Source organism: Paracoccus sp. Z118 (genome assembly GCF_019061185.1).
Taxonomy (GTDB): Bacteria; Pseudomonadota; Alphaproteobacteria; order Rhodobacterales; family Rhodobacteraceae; genus Paracoccus.
Genome location: NZ_JAHQZU010000002.1, coordinates 60,792 through 76,227 on the forward strand (window position 1 = coordinate 60,792; position 15,436 = coordinate 76,227).

General features: G+C 70.2%; 15 protein-coding genes. 8 read left to right on the plus strand and 7 right to left on the minus strand.

All coding sequences use genetic code 11. The features are described 5' to 3' along the window. Window positions 1-46 precede the first annotated feature (46 nt). From pyrC to KTN05_RS01850, 6 genes are all read left to right on the plus strand, one after another. Window positions 47-1,090 carry a dihydroorotase gene (gene pyrC, locus KTN05_RS01825; RefSeq protein ID WP_217327670.1) on the plus strand — a complete coding sequence of 348 codons (1,044 nt, stop codon included), beginning with the start codon at window positions 47-49 and terminating at the stop codon, window positions 1,088-1,090. Next, on the plus strand, window positions 1,087-1,758 hold the full coding sequence (locus KTN05_RS01830) for an orotate phosphoribosyltransferase (RefSeq protein ID WP_217327671.1): 672 nt from the start codon (window positions 1,087-1,089) through the stop codon (window positions 1,756-1,758). Before pyrC ends, KTN05_RS01830 begins: the two co-directional genes overlap by 4 nt. 104 nt (window positions 1,759-1,862) lie before the next feature. Further along, a complete protein-coding gene (locus KTN05_RS01835; RefSeq protein ID WP_217327672.1) occupies window positions 1,863-3,353 on the plus strand; it encodes a replicative DNA helicase in 1,491 nt (496 codons plus the stop codon). After that, on the plus strand, window positions 3,344-3,700 hold the full coding sequence (locus KTN05_RS01840) for a DMT family protein (protein ID WP_217327673.1): 357 nt from the start codon (window positions 3,344-3,346) through the stop codon (window positions 3,698-3,700). Before KTN05_RS01835 ends, KTN05_RS01840 begins: the two co-directional genes overlap by 10 nt. Then, entirely contained in the window at window positions 3,678-4,886 is a 1,209-nt protein-coding gene (locus KTN05_RS01845; protein ID WP_254367913.1) for a multidrug effflux MFS transporter, read from the plus strand. Before KTN05_RS01840 ends, KTN05_RS01845 begins: the two co-directional genes overlap by 23 nt. A 111-nt stretch (window positions 4,887-4,997) precedes the next feature. Continuing rightward, window positions 4,998-5,480 (plus strand): lytic transglycosylase domain-containing protein, encoded by a 483-nt coding sequence (locus KTN05_RS01850; protein WP_217327674.1) that lies wholly within the window; start codon window positions 4,998-5,000, stop codon window positions 5,478-5,480. Between the two features lie 18 nt (window positions 5,481-5,498). Here the strand turns inward: KTN05_RS01850 and KTN05_RS01855 are convergent, their stop codons facing one another. Further along, on the minus strand, window positions 5,499-5,933 hold the full coding sequence (locus KTN05_RS01855; protein ID WP_217327874.1) for a GNAT family N-acetyltransferase: 435 nt from the start codon (window positions 5,931-5,933) through the stop codon (window positions 5,499-5,501). Window positions 5,934-6,009: 76 nt separating this feature from the next. Continuing rightward, window positions 6,010-6,852 (minus strand): MoxR family ATPase, encoded by an 843-nt coding sequence (locus tag KTN05_RS01860; protein ID WP_217327675.1) that lies wholly within the window; start codon window positions 6,850-6,852, stop codon window positions 6,010-6,012. A 160-nt stretch (window positions 6,853-7,012) separates the two neighbouring features. On the opposite strand from KTN05_RS01860, the gene dksA reads away from it, so the two are divergent. Both dksA and KTN05_RS01870 read left to right on the plus strand, forming a co-directional pair. After that, window positions 7,013-7,435, plus strand: coding sequence for an RNA polymerase-binding protein DksA (gene dksA, locus KTN05_RS01865; RefSeq protein ID WP_217327676.1), 423 nt, complete (start codon window positions 7,013-7,015; stop codon window positions 7,433-7,435). Between the two features lie 19 nt (window positions 7,436-7,454). Next, a complete protein-coding gene (locus KTN05_RS01870) occupies window positions 7,455-8,588 on the plus strand; it encodes an FAD-dependent oxidoreductase (protein ID WP_371823258.1) in 1,134 nt (377 codons plus the stop codon). Window positions 8,589-8,659: 71 nt separating this feature from the next. Here KTN05_RS01870 and glmM read toward each other — a convergent pair whose 3' ends face one another. The 5 genes from glmM to KTN05_RS01895 form a co-directional block, all read right to left on the minus strand. Further along, complete coding sequence (gene glmM, locus KTN05_RS01875) at window positions 8,660-10,006, minus strand: phosphoglucosamine mutase (RefSeq protein WP_217327677.1); 1,347 nt, start codon at window positions 10,004-10,006, stop codon at window positions 8,660-8,662. Continuing rightward, window positions 10,003-11,010 (minus strand): dihydropteroate synthase, encoded by a 1,008-nt coding sequence (folP, locus tag KTN05_RS01880; RefSeq protein ID WP_217327678.1) that lies wholly within the window; start codon window positions 11,008-11,010, stop codon window positions 10,003-10,005. The genes glmM and folP overlap by 4 nt, the downstream gene beginning before the upstream one ends. A 59-nt stretch (window positions 11,011-11,069) precedes the next feature. Continuing rightward, window positions 11,070-11,861: a dihydroneopterin aldolase gene (locus KTN05_RS01885; protein ID WP_217327679.1), complete on the minus strand. Its 792-nt coding sequence runs from the start codon at window positions 11,859-11,861 to the stop codon at window positions 11,070-11,072. 115 nt (window positions 11,862-11,976) lie between these two features. Beyond that, entirely contained in the window at window positions 11,977-12,585 is a 609-nt protein-coding gene (locus KTN05_RS01890; RefSeq protein WP_217327680.1) for a cell wall hydrolase, read from the minus strand. A gap of 216 nt (window positions 12,586-12,801) precedes the next feature. After that, window positions 12,802-15,351, minus strand: a complete 2,550-nt coding sequence (locus KTN05_RS01895; protein WP_217327681.1) for a putative PEP-binding protein — start codon at window positions 15,349-15,351, stop codon at window positions 12,802-12,804. Window positions 15,352-15,436 lie beyond the last annotated feature (85 nt).

A 15,436-nucleotide genomic window follows, 5' to 3' on the forward strand; every position in this document is an offset into this window, starting at 1 on the left:
GACGCAGCTCTGGTCAACGCCGCCGCGCCCGGTATAGACGCATGCCATGAGCGAATATCTGACCCTCCGCCGCCCGGACGACTGGCATCTGCATCTGCGCGACGGCGAGATGCTGACAGCGGTCGCGCCGGCCTCGGCCCGCCTGGGCCGCGCGATCATCATGCCGAACCTCGTGCCGCCGGTGGTGACGGGCGCCGAGGCGGAAGCCTATCGGGGCCGCATCCGCGCGGCCCTGCCGGACGGCGCGACGCTCAGGCCGCTGATGACGCTGTATCTGACCGAGACGACCGATCCCGCCGACGTGGTCGCCGCCCACAGCGCGGGCATCATCGCGGCGGTGAAGCTGTATCCCGCCGGCGCGACGACGAACTCGGCCAGCGGAGTGCGCGATTTCGACCGCGTGCGCCCGGTGCTTGAGGCGATGGCAGAAGCCGGCATCCCCCTCTGCCTCCACGGCGAGGTCACCGACCCGCAGGTGGACATCTTCGACCGCGAGGCGGTGTTCATCGACCGCGTGCTGGACCCGGTGCGCCGCGCGACGCCGGGGCTGCGGGTGGTGCTGGAGCATGTCACGACCAGCGACGGGGTGGATTACGTCCGCGCGAACGAGGGCATCGGCGCCACGATCACGACCCACCACCTCGTCATCAACCGCAACGCGATCCTCGCCGGGGGCATCCGCCCGCATTACTACTGCCTGCCGGTCGCCAAGCGCGAATCCCACCGGCTGGCGCTGGTCGAGGCCGCGACCAGCGGCGATCCGCGCTTCTTCTCCGGCACCGACAGCGCCCCGCATCCCGACAGCGCCAAGGAAAGCGCCTGCGGCTGCGCGGGCTGCTTCACCGCGCCGAACTGGCTGCCGATCGTCGCGCAGGTGTTCCAGGACGAGGGCGCGCTGGACCGGCTGGAGGGCTTCGTCAGCCTGAACGGCCCGGCCTTCTACGGAATGCCGCCGAACGAGGACCGGATCACGCTTCGCCGCCGCGACAGGGCCGCAGCCTTCCCCACCCACATCACCGCCGGCGGCGAAACCGTGACCGTCTTCGACCCCGGCTTCCCGCTTCACTGGCATGTCGAGGACGACGCATGACCCTGCCCTTCCCCCCGGCCGACGAGATCGCCCGGCTGACCGCCCGGATGCTGCTGGAAATCAGGGCCGTCCACTTCAACGCCGCCGATCCCTATATCTACGCCTCGGGCGCCAAGGGGCCGACCTATATCGACTGCCGCAAGCTGATCTCCTACCCGCGCATCCGCGCGACGCTGATGGATTTCCTGGCGGCGACGGTGATGCGCAATGCGGGGTTCGAGGCGTTCGACAATGTCGCCGGCGGCGAGACGGCAGGCATCCCTTTCGCCGCGCTGATGGCCGAGCGGATGGGCTTGCCGATGACCTATGTGCGCAAGAAGCCGAAGGGCTACGGCCGCAACGCCCGGATCGAGGGCGAGATGACCGAGGGTCAGCGCGTCCTGCTGGTCGAGGATCTGACCACCGACGGCGGCAGCAAGCTGAGCTTCGTGGACGCGATCCGCGAGACCGGCGCGACCTGCGCCCATACGGCGGTGATCTTCTATTACGGCATCTTCCCCGGCACCACGCAGCGCCTGGCCGAGCATGGCGTCAGCCTGCATCACCTCTGCACCTGGTGGGACGTGCTGGCCGAGGCGCGGGCGCAGGGCAGTTTCGATCCCGGCACGCTGGCCGAGGTGGAAAGCTTCCTCACCGATCCGCGCGGTTGGCAGGCGGCGCATCCCTGATCGGCGACGAGCGGCCGCGGCCGGGTTATCCACAGGATATCCCGATGGACCCACCGCCGAGGTCGTGAGATAGTCGCCGCCGGACCAGAATCGGAACCCCTGCCATGAACGAGCTTCGCGCGCTCGCCCCCCACGCCGCTGCGGGGGCCGATGCCGACACGCCCTCCGTCCCCTTCTCGATCGAAGCCGAGCAGCAATTGCTGGGCGCGCTGCTGACCAACAACGACGTGTTCGATTCGGTCACGCGGATCATCAAGCCCGACCATTTCTTCGATCCGGTCCATCGCCGCATCTACGAGCTCTGCGCCGAGCGCATCACCCGCAACGCGCTCGCCAGCCCGGTGACGATCAAGGCGTTCATGGAACAGGACGCGGGCCTCAAGGATCTGGGCGGCCCCGCCTATCTGGCGCGGCTGGCCGGGGCGGCGGTCTCGTCCTATGCGGCCCGCGACTATGCAAGGATGATCCGCGAATTCGCCCTGCGGCGCGAGCTCATCACGCTGGGCAACGACATCTCCGGCCGCGCCGCGACCGTCGCCATCGACGACGACGCCGAGGAACAGATCAAGGCGGCGGAGCAGACGCTCTACAAGCTGGGCGAGCAGGGCGTGGCCGAGCGCGGCTTCCAGTCCTTCCTGCAGGCAGTGACCGGGGCGCTGAACGTCGCCAACGCCGCCTATCAGCGCGACGGGAAGCTGTCCGGCATCTCCAGCGGCCTCACGCGGCTGGACGAGAAGATGGGCGGGCTGAACAAGTCCGACCTCATCATCCTCGCCGGGCGCCCGTCGATGGGCAAGACCTCGCTGGCGACCAACATCGCCTTCAACATCGCCAAGGCACACAGGATGGGCGAATTGCCCGACGGCACCCACGGCACCGTCAATGGCGGCATCGTCGGCTTCTTCTCGCTGGAGATGTCGGCCGAGCAGCTGGCCGCCCGGATCCTGTCCGAAGCCTCGGAAGTTCCCAGCGAACTGATCCGCCGCGGCGACATGAGCGAGGAGGAGTTCCGCCGCTTCGTCACCGCCGCGCAGGATCTGCAGAACTGCCCGCTTTACATCGACGACACGCCCGCGCTGCCGATCAACCAGCTTGCCGCCCGCGCCCGCAAGCTCAAGCGCACGCGGGGGCTGGACCTGCTGATCGTGGACTACCTGCAGCTTCTGCGCGCCGCCTCGGCCAAGGACAGCCGCGTGAACGAGGTCAGCGAGATCACGCAGGGCCTGAAGGCCATCGCCAAGGAGCTCAACATCCCGGTCATCGCCCTCTCGCAGCTTTCCCGTCAGGTCGAGAACCGCGAGGACAAGCGCCCGCAGCTGTCCGACCTGCGCGAATCCGGCTCGATCGAGCAGGACGCCGACATCGTGATGTTCGTGTTCCGCGAGGAATACTACAAGGAACGCGAAAAGCCGGCCGACCACGAGCTGGACAAGATGGCGACGTGGCAGCAGGTGATGGAACAGGTCCACGGCAAGGCCGAGGTCATCATCGGCAAGCAGCGCCACGGCCCCATCGGCACGGTCGAGCTCAGCTTCGAGGGGCGCTTCACCCGGTTCGGCAACCTCGAAACGCATCACACGCAGCAATGGGGCTGAATCTTCCGGTTCCCGCCGTCACCATCGGGCTGCTGATCTGTTCCAACCTGTTCATGACGCTGGCCTGGTATGGGCATCTGCGCTTCAAGGCAGCGCCGCTGGCGCTGGTGATCGCCGTCAGCTGGCTGATCGCCCTGCCGGAATACGCACTGCAAGTGCCCGCGAACCGCACCGGCCACGGGTATTTCACCGCCGCCCAGCTGAAGACGATCCAGGAGGTCATCAGCCTGACCGTGTTCGCCGGTTTTTCCTGGCTCTATCTCGGCGAGCGGCTCGGCTGGCAGCACGCGGTCGGGTTCGGGCTGATCTGCATGGGGGCCTGGTTTGTCTTCCACGACTGGAGCTAGGTTCGCACCGCCCGCGGGCCGGACGCCGCCGCATATCGGCACGCTGATCCTGCTGGCCGGAGTCGGCGCGCTGTCGATGAACATCTTCCTGCCGTCGCTGCCGGGCATGGCCCGCGATTTCGGCGTGGAATACGGCGTGATGCAGCTGTCGGTATCGGCCTACCTTGCCGCCTCGGCGGTGGTGCAACTCGTCGCCGGCCCGCTCAGCGACCGCTGGGGGCGGCGGCGGGTGTCGCTGTGGGCGCTGGCGATCTTTCTGCTGGCGACGGTCGGGACGGTGATGGCCCCCACGGCGGGCTGGTTCCTCGCCTTTCGCATGGCGCAGGCGACGGTGATGACCGGGATGGTGCTGTCGCGGGCGGTGGTCCGCGACCTCGTGGCCGGCGACGAGGCGGCGAGCAGGATCGGCTATGTCACCATGGGCATGTCGGTGGTGCCGATGTTCGCCCCGATTCTCGGCGGGCTGATCGACGAGGCGCTCGGCTGGCGGGCCGTCTTCGTGCTGCTGGGTATCGCCGGGGCCGGCATGATCGCGCTGGCCTGGTTCGACATGGGCGAGACCGCGCCCGGCGGCGGCGTGAGCCTGCGCCGCCAGGTGGCAAGCTATCCCGTCCTCGCGCGATCCGGCCGGTTCTGGGCCTATGCCATGGCGGCGACGCTCACCTCGGGCACGTTCTTCGCCTATATCGGCGGCGCGCCCTTCGTGGGCGAGCAGGTGTTCCACCTGCGCCCGGCCGAGGTCGGCTACTGGTTCGCCGCGCCCTCGATCGGCTACATGCTGGGGAATTTCATCTCGGCCCGCTGGACGGTGCGCCTCGGCATGGACCGGCTGATCCTGAGCGGCACGGTGCTGGCGGTGATCGCACTCGGCGGGGCGCTGCTGGTGGACCTCGCCGGGCTGATCCACCCGCTGACCTTCTTCGGCGCGATCTCGGTGATGGGGCTCAGCAACGGGTTGGTGATGCCCAACGCGAATGCCGGGCTGATGGGCGTGGTCCCCGAACTCGCCGGCACGGCGAGCGGTCTGGGCGGCGCGATGGCCGTGACCGGCGGCGCCGCGCTCGCCGCACTCGCCGGTATCTGGCTTGTGCCCGGCGTGGGCGCGACGCCGCTGCTGGTCATCATGTTCGCCTCGGCGGTCGGATCGCTGGTCGCCGCCCTCGCCGTCAGGCGCACACGGCGCTGATCGGCAATGATCCGCCGATGCGGAGGCGCGGCACCACGCCTGCGATGACGCGGAACATCGGGTTGAACTACCGTGCCCGCCAAGCAGAACGATAAACCGAACGAGGCAGTGATGATTCCCGCCCTTCCGCGCCTGTCCGCGCTGGCCCTGCTGTCCGCGCTCGCTGCCTGCGGCGGCAATTCCGCCGACAAGATGTATCTGACGCAGCCCCGCGCCAGCCAGGCCGCGCTGCACCCCAACGAGACGCCGGAGCTGCGCCGGTTGATCCAGAAATACGCCGCCGTCCACGGCGTTCCCGAGGATCTCGTCCACCGCGTCGTGATCCGCGAAAGCCGCCACCGCCCCGGCGCCCGCAACGGCCCGTATTACGGGCTGATGCAGATCCTGCCCGCGACCGCCCGCGGCATGGGCTATCGCGGCCCGGCCGAGGGGCTGCTGGATGCCGAGACGAACCTGAACTACGGCGTCAAGTATCTGCGCGGCGCCTATATGGTGGCGGGCGGCAGCCATGACGACGCGGTGAAGTGGTATTCGCGCGGCTACTACTACGAGGCCAAGCGCAAGGGCATGCTGGAGGCCACCGGCCTGCGCTGACCGGCCGAATCCCTGACCTCAGCGGCTGTAACGGATGAACGGCGTCCGGGTCGCCACCCGGTCATACAGCATCCGGCCGGCGTAGTTGAATTCCTGCGTCAGCCAATAGACCGACGGAACCCCCGCCGCATCGGCAGCCTCATAGACCGCGCCGATCAGCGCCCGTCCGACCCCGCGCCCGCGCGTCCGCGAATCGGTGAACAGGTCCTGCAGATAGCACACGCCTTCGGGCCGCCAGAGGCTCGGATGGAAGACGTAATGCACCAGCCCGACAAGCTGCCCGTCATCCTCGGCCACCAGCCCCCGGAACTCGCCCGCATCGCCCGACATCAGCCGGTCGAAGGCGGTATCGAAGAACGACTGCGGCAGATCCGGCCGCTCATAATATTGATGATAGCCGTCATAAAGCTGCTGCCAGCCTTCGCGGTCCCCCGCCTCCACCGGCCGGATCATCACGCTCATGCCATTCTCCTTTGCCAAAATATCCCGGGGGAGTCGCGCGAAGCGCGGCGGGGGCAGCGCCCCCTTCTTACCGCGCCTGCCGCCGCGCCATGAAGGCCAGCCGCTCGAACAGCGCCACGTCCTGCTCGTTCTTCAGCAGCGCCCCGTGCAGCTTCGGCAGCATCTCCCCCGCCGGGCGCTTCAGATCCTCGGGCGTCATATCCTCCGCCAGGATCAGCTTCAGCCAGTCCAGCAGCTCGCTGGTCGAGGGCTTCTTCTTCAGCCCCGGCGCCTCGCGCAGCTCGAAGAACTGCGTCAGCGCCTCGTCCAGCAGCCGCTGCTTCAGCCCCGGATAATGGACGCCGACGATCTGCTTCAAGGTGTCGGCGTCGGGGAAGCGGATATAGTGGAAGAAGCAGCGCCGCAGGAAGGCGTCGGGCAGCTCCTTCTCGTTGTTCGAGGTGATGATGACGACGGGCCGATGGGCGGCCACGACCGTCTCGCCGGTCTCGTAGACATGGAACTCCATCCGGTCGAGCTCCTGCAGCAGGTCGTTCGGGAACTCGATGTCGGCCTTGTCCACCTCGTCGATCAGCAGCACGACCTTGCCGGGGGCGGTGAACGCCTGCCACAGCTTGCCGCGGCGGATGTAGTTGGCGACGTTATGCACCCGCTCGTCGCCAAGCTGGCTGTCGCGCAGGCGGCTGACGGCGTCGTATTCGTAAAGCCCCTGCTGCGCCTTGGTGGTGGACTTCACGTTCCACTCGATGATCGGCAGGCCGAGGCTGGCCGCGACCTGCCGCGCAAGCTCGGTCTTGCCGGTGCCCGGCTCGCCCTTGACCAGCAGAGGACGTTCCAGCGTGACGGCGGCGTTGACTGCCAGCGCCAGGTCGGGCGGCGCCACATAGGTGTCGGTGGACCGGAACTGCATGCACGCCTCCTTCGTTGGCACCGCGCAACCTAGGCCCGCTGCGGCGGCGCCGCAAGTTTGTGACCGGCCAAAAGCGCGCGGGGGCCTTCCCATCCGCGGCCATCTCCTTTATTGCACGGCCAACTGGACGGGGCTCTGCCCTGCCAAGGCTGGAGGAGCCATGAAGCGCCAGACTTTCCTGCCCGAAGATTACCGTCCCGCCGAGGACGAGCCCTTCATGAACGACCGCCAGCTGGAATATTTCCGCCGCAAGCTCGTCGCCTGGAAGCAGGAACTTCTGGACCAGTCGGCCGAGACGCTGGAGGTGCTTCAGGGCAGCGCCCGCAACGTCCCCGACATCGCCGACCGCGCGTCCGAAGAAACCGACCGCTCGATCGAGCTGCGCACCCGCGACCGCCAGCGCAAGCTCGTCAGCAAGATCGATTCCGCGCTGCGCCGGATCGAGACGGGCGAATACGGCTATTGCGAGATGACCGGCGAGCCGATCAGCCTCAAGCGTCTGGACGCCCGTCCCATCGCGACCATGACGCTGGAAGCCCAGGAACGGCACGAGCGCCGCGAGCGCGTCCACCGCGACGAATAAGGCCGCAGCCATCGGCACCCTGCGGACCGGCGCACTGGCAGGCCGCCCCGTCACCATCATCGGAGCGGGCATCGGCGGGCTGACCGCCGCGCTGGCGCTGGCCCGCCGGGGGGCGCAGGTCACGGTGCTGGAACGCGCCGGAGCCTTCCGCGAGGTCGGCGCAGGCATCCAGGTCAGCCCCAACGCAGGCCGCGTGCTGGATGCTCTGGACGTAGGCGCCGCCTTCGCCGCCATCTCCGCCCCCTCCCACGGGGTCGAACTGCGCGACGGCTCCGGCGGCGCGCTGGTGGCGCGGCTCGACTACACCCGCCACCGCCCGGACGCCCGGTTCCGCGCCGTTCACCGCGCCCGCCTGCTGGACGTTCTGGAAGCCGCCGCCCGCAAGGCCGGGGCGACGATCCGGCTTGGCGAACACGTCACCGACCTGCCCGATGCGCCGCTGCTGATCGGCGCTGACGGCCTGCATTCGCGCGTCCGCACCGCCCTGAACGGGCCCGAGCGGCCCTTCTTCACCCGGCAGGTCGCCTGGCGGGCGCTGATCCCGCTCGAGGATGGCGGAGCCCCCCTGTCGCAGCTTTTCATGGGACCGGGGCGGCATCTGGTCAGCTACCCGCTGGCCGGCCGCCTGCGCAACATCGTCGCGGTCGAGGAGCGGGAGGCGTGGGCCGCCGAGGACTGGTCGCAGCCCGACGATCCCGCCAATCTCCACGCCGCCTTCGCGGGGTTCGGCGGTCCGGTGCCCGGCTGGCTGGAACAGGTCGAGACATGCGGCATCTGGGGCCTCTTCCGACACGAGGTCGCCGGCCGCTGGCACGACGGCACCCGCGCGATCCTCGGCGACGCCGCGCATCCGACGCTGCCGTTCCTCGCGCAGGGCGCCTGCATGGCGATCGAGGATGCCTGGGTGCTGGCCGCCTGCCTCGATGCGGAACCGGAGCAGGAAACCGCGCTCGCCCGTTATCAGGCGCTGCGCCGCCCGCGCGCGGTGCGGGTCGTGGACGCGGCCACGGCGAACGCCCGGAACTACCACCTGGACGGCCTGCCGAAACACGCCGCCCACGCGGCGCTGCGGCTCGCGTCGGCCGCCGCGCCGGGCGTGCTGTTCCACCGCGTCGCCTGGGTCTTCGATCACGACCCCACCCGGCTCAGCTGAGGCCAGCCGCTCGGGCGGCCCCAAATATCCCGGGGGAGCCGCGCCTGCGCGGCGGGGGCAGAGCCCCCTGCCTACGCCGCCGCCCGCTCGACCGCCGCGACGATCCCGTCCACGACCTCGCGCAGCACGCCCTCGTCCTCGGCCTCGGCCATGACGCGGATCAGCGGCTCGGTGCCGGACTTGCGGATCAGCACCCGGCCATTGCCCGCCAGCCGCGTTTCGGCAGCGGCGATCTCGGCCCGCACCGCGTCGGTGGACAGCGGGTCCGCGCCCGCGCCGTAGCGCACGTTCTTCAGCATCTGCGGGACCGGCGTGAACTGGCGCAGCAGATCGCTCGCGGGTTTGCCGGTATCGGCCAGCGCGGCAAGGAACTGCAACCCGGCGATCAGCCCGTCGCCGGTGGTGGCGTAGTCGGTCATCACGATATGGCCCGACTGCTCGCCGCCGAGGTTGAACCCCTCGCCGCGCATCTTCTCGACGACATAGCGGTCGCCCACGGCGGTCCGCTCCAGCCGCAGCCCGCGGTCGGTCAGATAGCGTTCCAGCCCCAGATTGGACATCACCGTCGCCACCAGCGCCCCCCCGCGCAGGCGACCGGCGGCGGCCCAGCGGCCCGCCAGCAGCGCCATCAGCTGGTCGCCATCCGCCACCGCGCCGTTCTCGTCGATGATCATCACCCGGTCGGCATCGCCGTCGAGGCTGATGCCCAGATCCGCGCCATGCTCGCGCACCGCCGCCGCGCAGGCCTCCGGGTGGGTCGAGCCGACGCCCGCGTTGATGTTGAAGCCGTCCGGGTCCACGCCCAGCGGGATCACGTCGGCCCCAAGCTCCCACAGCACGTCCGGCGCGGCGCGATAGGCGGCGCCGTTCGCGCAGTCGATCACGACCTTCATCCCGTCGAGCCGCTGCCCCTGCGGGAAGGTGGTCTTGGCGTATTCCACATAGCGCCCCCGCCCGTCGTCGATCCGCCGCGCGCGGCCGATCCGCGCGGGGGGCACCAGCGCCGGCTCGGCCCCGGCAAGCGCCTCGATCTCGGCCTCGGCCTCGTCGGACAGCTTGAAGCCGTCGGGGCCGAAGAACTTGATGCCGTTATCCTCGGCCGGGTTGTGGCTGGCCGAGATCATGATGCCCAGATCGGCCCGCATCGAGCGCGTCAGGTAGCCCACCGCCGGGGTCGGCACCGGGCCGAGCAGCAGGACGTTCATGCCGGTCGAGGTCAGCCCCGCCGTCAGCGCGTTCTCCAGCATGTAGCCCGACAGCCGGGTGTCCTTGCCGATCACGACGCGGTGGCCGTTCTTGCCGGTGCGGCCGAAATACTGCCCCGCCGCCGCCCCCAGCCGCAGCGCCATGTCCGCCGTCATCGGGTAGGTGTTGGCGCGGCCGCGCACGCCGTCGGTTCCGAAAAGCTTTCTGGTCATGTCTCTGCCCCGTCTGTCTCGCCTGTTCCCTCGGCCGCGCGCCAGAGGCGCAATCCCTGCGCCACGCCCGCCACATCGTGAACGCGATGAATCTGGATGCCCTGTAACACCCCGGCCAGCGTCAGCGCCAGCGTGCCGGGATCGCGGGCGTCCGGCGCCTCGGTCCCGCCGATGGTGCCGATGAAGCGCTTGCGCGAGACGCCCAGCAGCACCGGGCAGCCGAGCGCGTGATAGATCGAGATGCGCCGCAGGATGGCGAGGTTGTGCTCTGTCGTCTTGCCGAAGCCGACGCCGGGATCGACGACGATCCGCCCCTTCGGGATGCCGGCGGCGACGGCGCGGGCGATCCGCTCGGCCAGCGCGTCATAGACATCCAGCAGCACGTCGCCATAGCGGGGATCGTCCTGCATGTTCTCGGGCAGGCCCTGCGCGTGCATGACGCAGACCGCCGCGCCCGAGCGGGCGACCTCGGTCGCCATCCGCGGGTCGAAATCAAGGCCGGAGACATCGTTGACCAGCCCCGCCCCGGCCTGAACCGCCGCGCCTGCGACGGCGGCCTTGCGGGTGTCGATGCTGACGGGCGTGCCGCGCAGCCCTTCGATCACCGAGACGACGCGGGCGGTTTCCTCGGGTCCGGGCACCTCGGCCGCGCCGGGGCGGGTGGACTCGCCGCCCACGTCCAGCATGTCCGCGCCCGCTGCCGCCAGCGCGAGCCCATGCGCGACGGCGGCCGGCGTGCTATCGTGGCGGCCGCCATCCGAGAAGCTGTCCGGCGTCACGTTGACGATCCCCATCAGCCGCGGGCGATCCATCGAGAGGCCCAGCACATCGGGGCGCGGCGCGGTCAGCGCCTCCATCACCTCGGCCGGGGCCTCCGTCACGATGCGCGGCGCCTCGCCCCGCGCGAGGCGTTCGAGCCGCGAGAAACGGGTCCAGCCACCGGCGAGTTGCCAGCGGCCGCCCTGAAGCTCGGGGATCGGGCGGTAATAGATGGTCGGGGTCATAGCGGATCGCGGTTCATCATGGCGGGGAATGTCGGGCCGGGCCGGCGGCGAGGCAAGGCTCAGCCGTCGAGCCAGCGCACCGGGATGGGGAAATTCGCCGGGATCGCCGGGCGCGTTCCGGCGGGCGGCGCGAGGTCCAGCCGGCTCGCCCGCATCCGTTCGGCCAGCCACAGCGCCAGCGCCAGCGGATCGGCGGGCAGCGACGGATCGTCCGCGACCATCCGCGCGGGGGCCCAGACGACCGCCTGCCCCTGCTCGGCGGCCCAGTCGAGTTCCGTCCGGCTGTCCGCGACGGTGACGCCGAGCGGTCCTGCGGCGGCCCAAGCCGCCTGATCCAGCGCCAGCAGCGCCACGCGGCGCGCATGCCCCCCTTGCGGCAGCGGCAGGCCGGGCGCGCCCGGCACCAGGATGACCGCGCCGCCGGAAAGATCGGGCGCGCCGCCGTCCTGCCGCAGCACGACGGCCGGGCGCGGCCGTGCGGCCTCCGCCCCGACCCGCCCTGCCCGGCGGGCGATGGTGATCCCCAGCGCGCCCGGCACCCGGTCCAGCTTTTCCACCGAAACCTCGACCCGCGCGGCGGCGGGATGGGCCAACACCTCGGCGGCGATGCGTTCGGCCAGTGTCTCCAGCAGGTCGTAGCGTTGCTCGGCCAGCGCCGTCGCCACCGCCCCGGTCAGCACGTCGTAGCTGAGGATGCGGTCCACCTCATCGGCCGCGCCGCTGACGGGCTCGGCCAGATCGGCGGTCACGTTGAAGCGCAGGCGCTGCCGGGTGCCGCGCTCGGTCTGGAATGCGCCGATCTCGGCCGAGATGACGTGATCGCGCAGGTGGATGCGGTCGGGCTGGTCCATGCGCCCCTCATGGGTGGGAATCCCCTGCCCCGCAATCCCCTGACCCGAGCCGGAATGAAAAATGGCCCCGCTTGCGGCGGGGCCAGTCGGGCCGAGAGGCAGAGGAAGGCGCGGGTCAGTTCGATGCGACGCGGCGGGCGCCCTGACGATAGAAGATATGCGCGCCAATGCGGGTGGTGCGGGTGAATTTCCGCGACCAGGAGGGGTTGACCCGGTGGGTGTGGAAATAGGTCGCGCCGTCGGTCAGGACGCGCGGGGCGCCCGACAGCGCCTCGGTCGCGATGTGCAGGGCGGTGTTGTAGGCCGCGCCCTTGCGGATCTTGCCGACATTGCCCTTGTAGCTGAACTGGCCCTTCTGGTTCACCACCCCGCAGACCGAGCGCGGAAAGCGCGGATCGTCCACGCGGTTCAGGATGACCTCGGCGACGGCGCGCTGGCCGGACACCGGCTCGCCGCGCGATTCGAAATAGATCGCCTCGGTCATGCAGCCCAGTTCGCGGCTGTCGATGCCGGGGGCGGCCTTGGCCTGGATCAGCCGCTCCGGGCCGGTTGCGGCCGCGCGGTTCTGCTGCAACCGCTCGGCATTGCGGCGCTGATACTGCTGGACGCGTTCCTGATATGAAACCCCGTCGCCGCTTTCCGCGTTGACGGGGGTAGAGAGAACCGGGGCGGCAATGGCAGCACACACACAAAGGCGCGCCAGCCACGAAACGAACTTGGGCATGGTGTTCCTGTAACTCGTAAACCCGAGCGGGCCGGGCCGATGCAGGTTGGATGACCGATGCCCCCCGCGCCGCGCCAGTGCCCAAGCGCCGAGTCGCCCGTCCGGTCATGAAAACGCCATGTTTGGGCCGGAACCCGCCGAGGCTGTTAGTTGCTGTCGGCAGATTCCGGCCCAAGTCGGGCCGCGCTTAGTTGTGAGAAACGCGTGACTTTCCCGTCAGACGCGAGTCGGGTCGCTGCCCCGCAGCAGAATCGATTCGCGCGCCGCAGCAAGCCGCGCCAGCGGCACGCGGAAGGGCGAGCAGGACACATAATCCACCCCCGCCCGCATGCAGAAGGCGATGGAATCGGGGTTGCCGCCATGCTCGCCGCAGACGGAGATGGTGATGTCCGGCTTGCGCTCTCGGGCGCGCTGGACGCCGATCAGCAGCAGCTCGCCCACGCCCTCCTGGTCGAGGATGTGGAACGGGTCCTCGGGGAAGACCCCCTGCGCGACATAGCTGCCCATGAAGCGGCCCGCGTCGTCGCGCGACAGGCCGAAGGTCATCTGCGTCAGGTCGTTGGTGCCGAAGGACAGGAAGGCGCAATGCTCGGCGATGTCGCCCGCCCGCAGCGCGGCGCGCGGGGTCTCGACCATGACGCCCAGCCGATAGGTGAAATCGGCCCGCGTCTCGGTCCGCACGGCGGCGGCGACGGCTTCGATGCGGTTGCGGACCAGCTCGACCTCGCGCATGGCGCTGACCAGCGGGATCATGATCTCAGGCACGACGCCGGTGCCGTGGCGCGCGGCGGCGATCGTCGCCTCGAAGATCGCGCGGGCCTGCATGTCGTAGATTTCCGGCACCACGATGCCCAGCCGGACGCCGCGCATCCCCAGCATCGGGTTGAACTCGTCCAGCGCCTCGATCCGGCGCACGATGTCGGACAGGGGCAGGTCCAGCGTCTCCGCCAATTCGCGCATCCCCTCGCGGTCATGGGGCAGGAATTCGTGCAGCGGCGGGTCGAACAGGCGGATCGTCACCGGCAGCCCGTCCATCAGCCGGAACAGCGCCGTGAAGTCGGCCCGCTGCATCGGCAGCAGCCGGTCGAGCGAGAGGCGCCGGTCTTCGGGCCGGTCGGCGAAGATCATCTCGCGCATGGCGGGCAGGCGCGAATCGTCGAAGAACATATGCTCGGTCCGGCACAGGCCGATGCCCTGCGCGTGGAATCGGCGGGCGGTCAGCGCGTCCTCGGGCGTGTCGGCGTTGGCGCGCACGGCGATGGTGCTGGCCTCGTCGGCCCAGGTGAGAAGCTGGTGGAAGCTGTCGTCCAGCGCGGGCTCCAGCATGTCGGGGGCGCCGGCCAGCACCTCGCCGGAGCTGCCGTCCACGGTGATCTGGTCGCCCTCGTGCAGGATTCGCTGACCGACGCGCAGCGTTCCGGCCCGGCCATCAATGGCGATCTGCGAGGCGCCGACGATGCAGGGCAGGCCAAGCCCCCGCGCGATCACGGCGGCGTGGCTGGTGGTGCCGCCGCGCTCGGTCAGGACGGCGACGGCGGCATGCATCCCGCGCACATCCTCGGGCACCGTCTCGCGGCGCACCAGCACGCAAGGCTCGCCTCGCGCGGTGCTGGCCTGCGCGGCGGGCGTGGAAAAGACGATCCTGCCGGTGGCCGCGCCGGGGCTGGCGGGGATGCCGCGCACGATCACGTCGCGCGGACTGCGCGGGTCCACCTGCCGGTGCAGCAGGTCGTAAAGCGTGCGCGGCTGGATCCGCATCACCGCCTCGTCCGGCGAAATGATGCCGTCGCGGACCAACGCGACGGCGATCCGCACCGACGCGCGGGACGAGCGGGCGACCATGTTCGCGTCGATCAGCGTGAGCTGGCTGTCCGAGACGACGAACTCGATCCGCATCTCCTCGCGCAGGCGGCAGCGGGCGGCCTCGCCGAAGCGGATCAGGTCGGCGAAGACGCCCGGCGCCGCCTCCTGCAGCGAGGGGCCGCGCGGGTCGCAGGTGAGATACAGCGTCTCGTGATTCCTGCCGCGGGATTTACCCTGCGTCTGCCCGCGGAAACGCCCGGTGATCCGCGCATCGCCGGTCACGCTGTCCACATACTGGATCGTCCCCGATCCGGTGACGCCGGGGCCGAGCGCCAGCGCCATGTCCTGCACGACCAGCCCCAGCGGCGCGTCGGGCGGGGCCCCCTTGGCCTGCCGCAGCAGCCGCGCGGTGGGGCCGTCCCACGCCCGCGCCATCGACCGCAGCACCTCGGCCAGCTGGCGGGCGGGGTCCTGGGGGAACTCGTCGTCGGTCTCGTTGCGATAGGCGGCCAGCGCGTCGGCAAGGCTGGCATCGGGGTCCGAGAACATGTCCGGGTCCAGCCGCGCGACATGGACCGCGTAGGACTGCACGAAGCCGCGATAGATGGCGTCCGCCGCCTCGCGCCCGCGCGTCTGGGCAAGGCGTTCGTGGCAGGCGTCGTTGATGCCGACATTCAGCACCGTGCCCGGCCCGCCCCATTCGGGATCGACGGCCGAGGGGCGCACCCCGACCAGCCCCGCCCCTTCGCCGATCAGCCGGTCCAGCGCCGCGCGGTCGAGCATCCGTCCCGCCGCGATGCCCCGCACCGCCTCGGTCGAGACGGCGAAGCTGCGCGGCACCGGCAGGTCCATGCGGATCAGGCGCTGCAGGCATTTCGCCCGCCAGCCATGCCGCTCGGTGCTGACCGGGGCGGAGGGGGTGATCTCGACGATTTCGGGCGCGGAGGAGGCAGGCTGATCCATGATGGGAGAGCCTATGCAGGTGCCGCCCAACGCCGCAAGGGAGAAAGGCCGCGCAACGGTGCCGCCGCTGCGTCGGGCGGCCCGT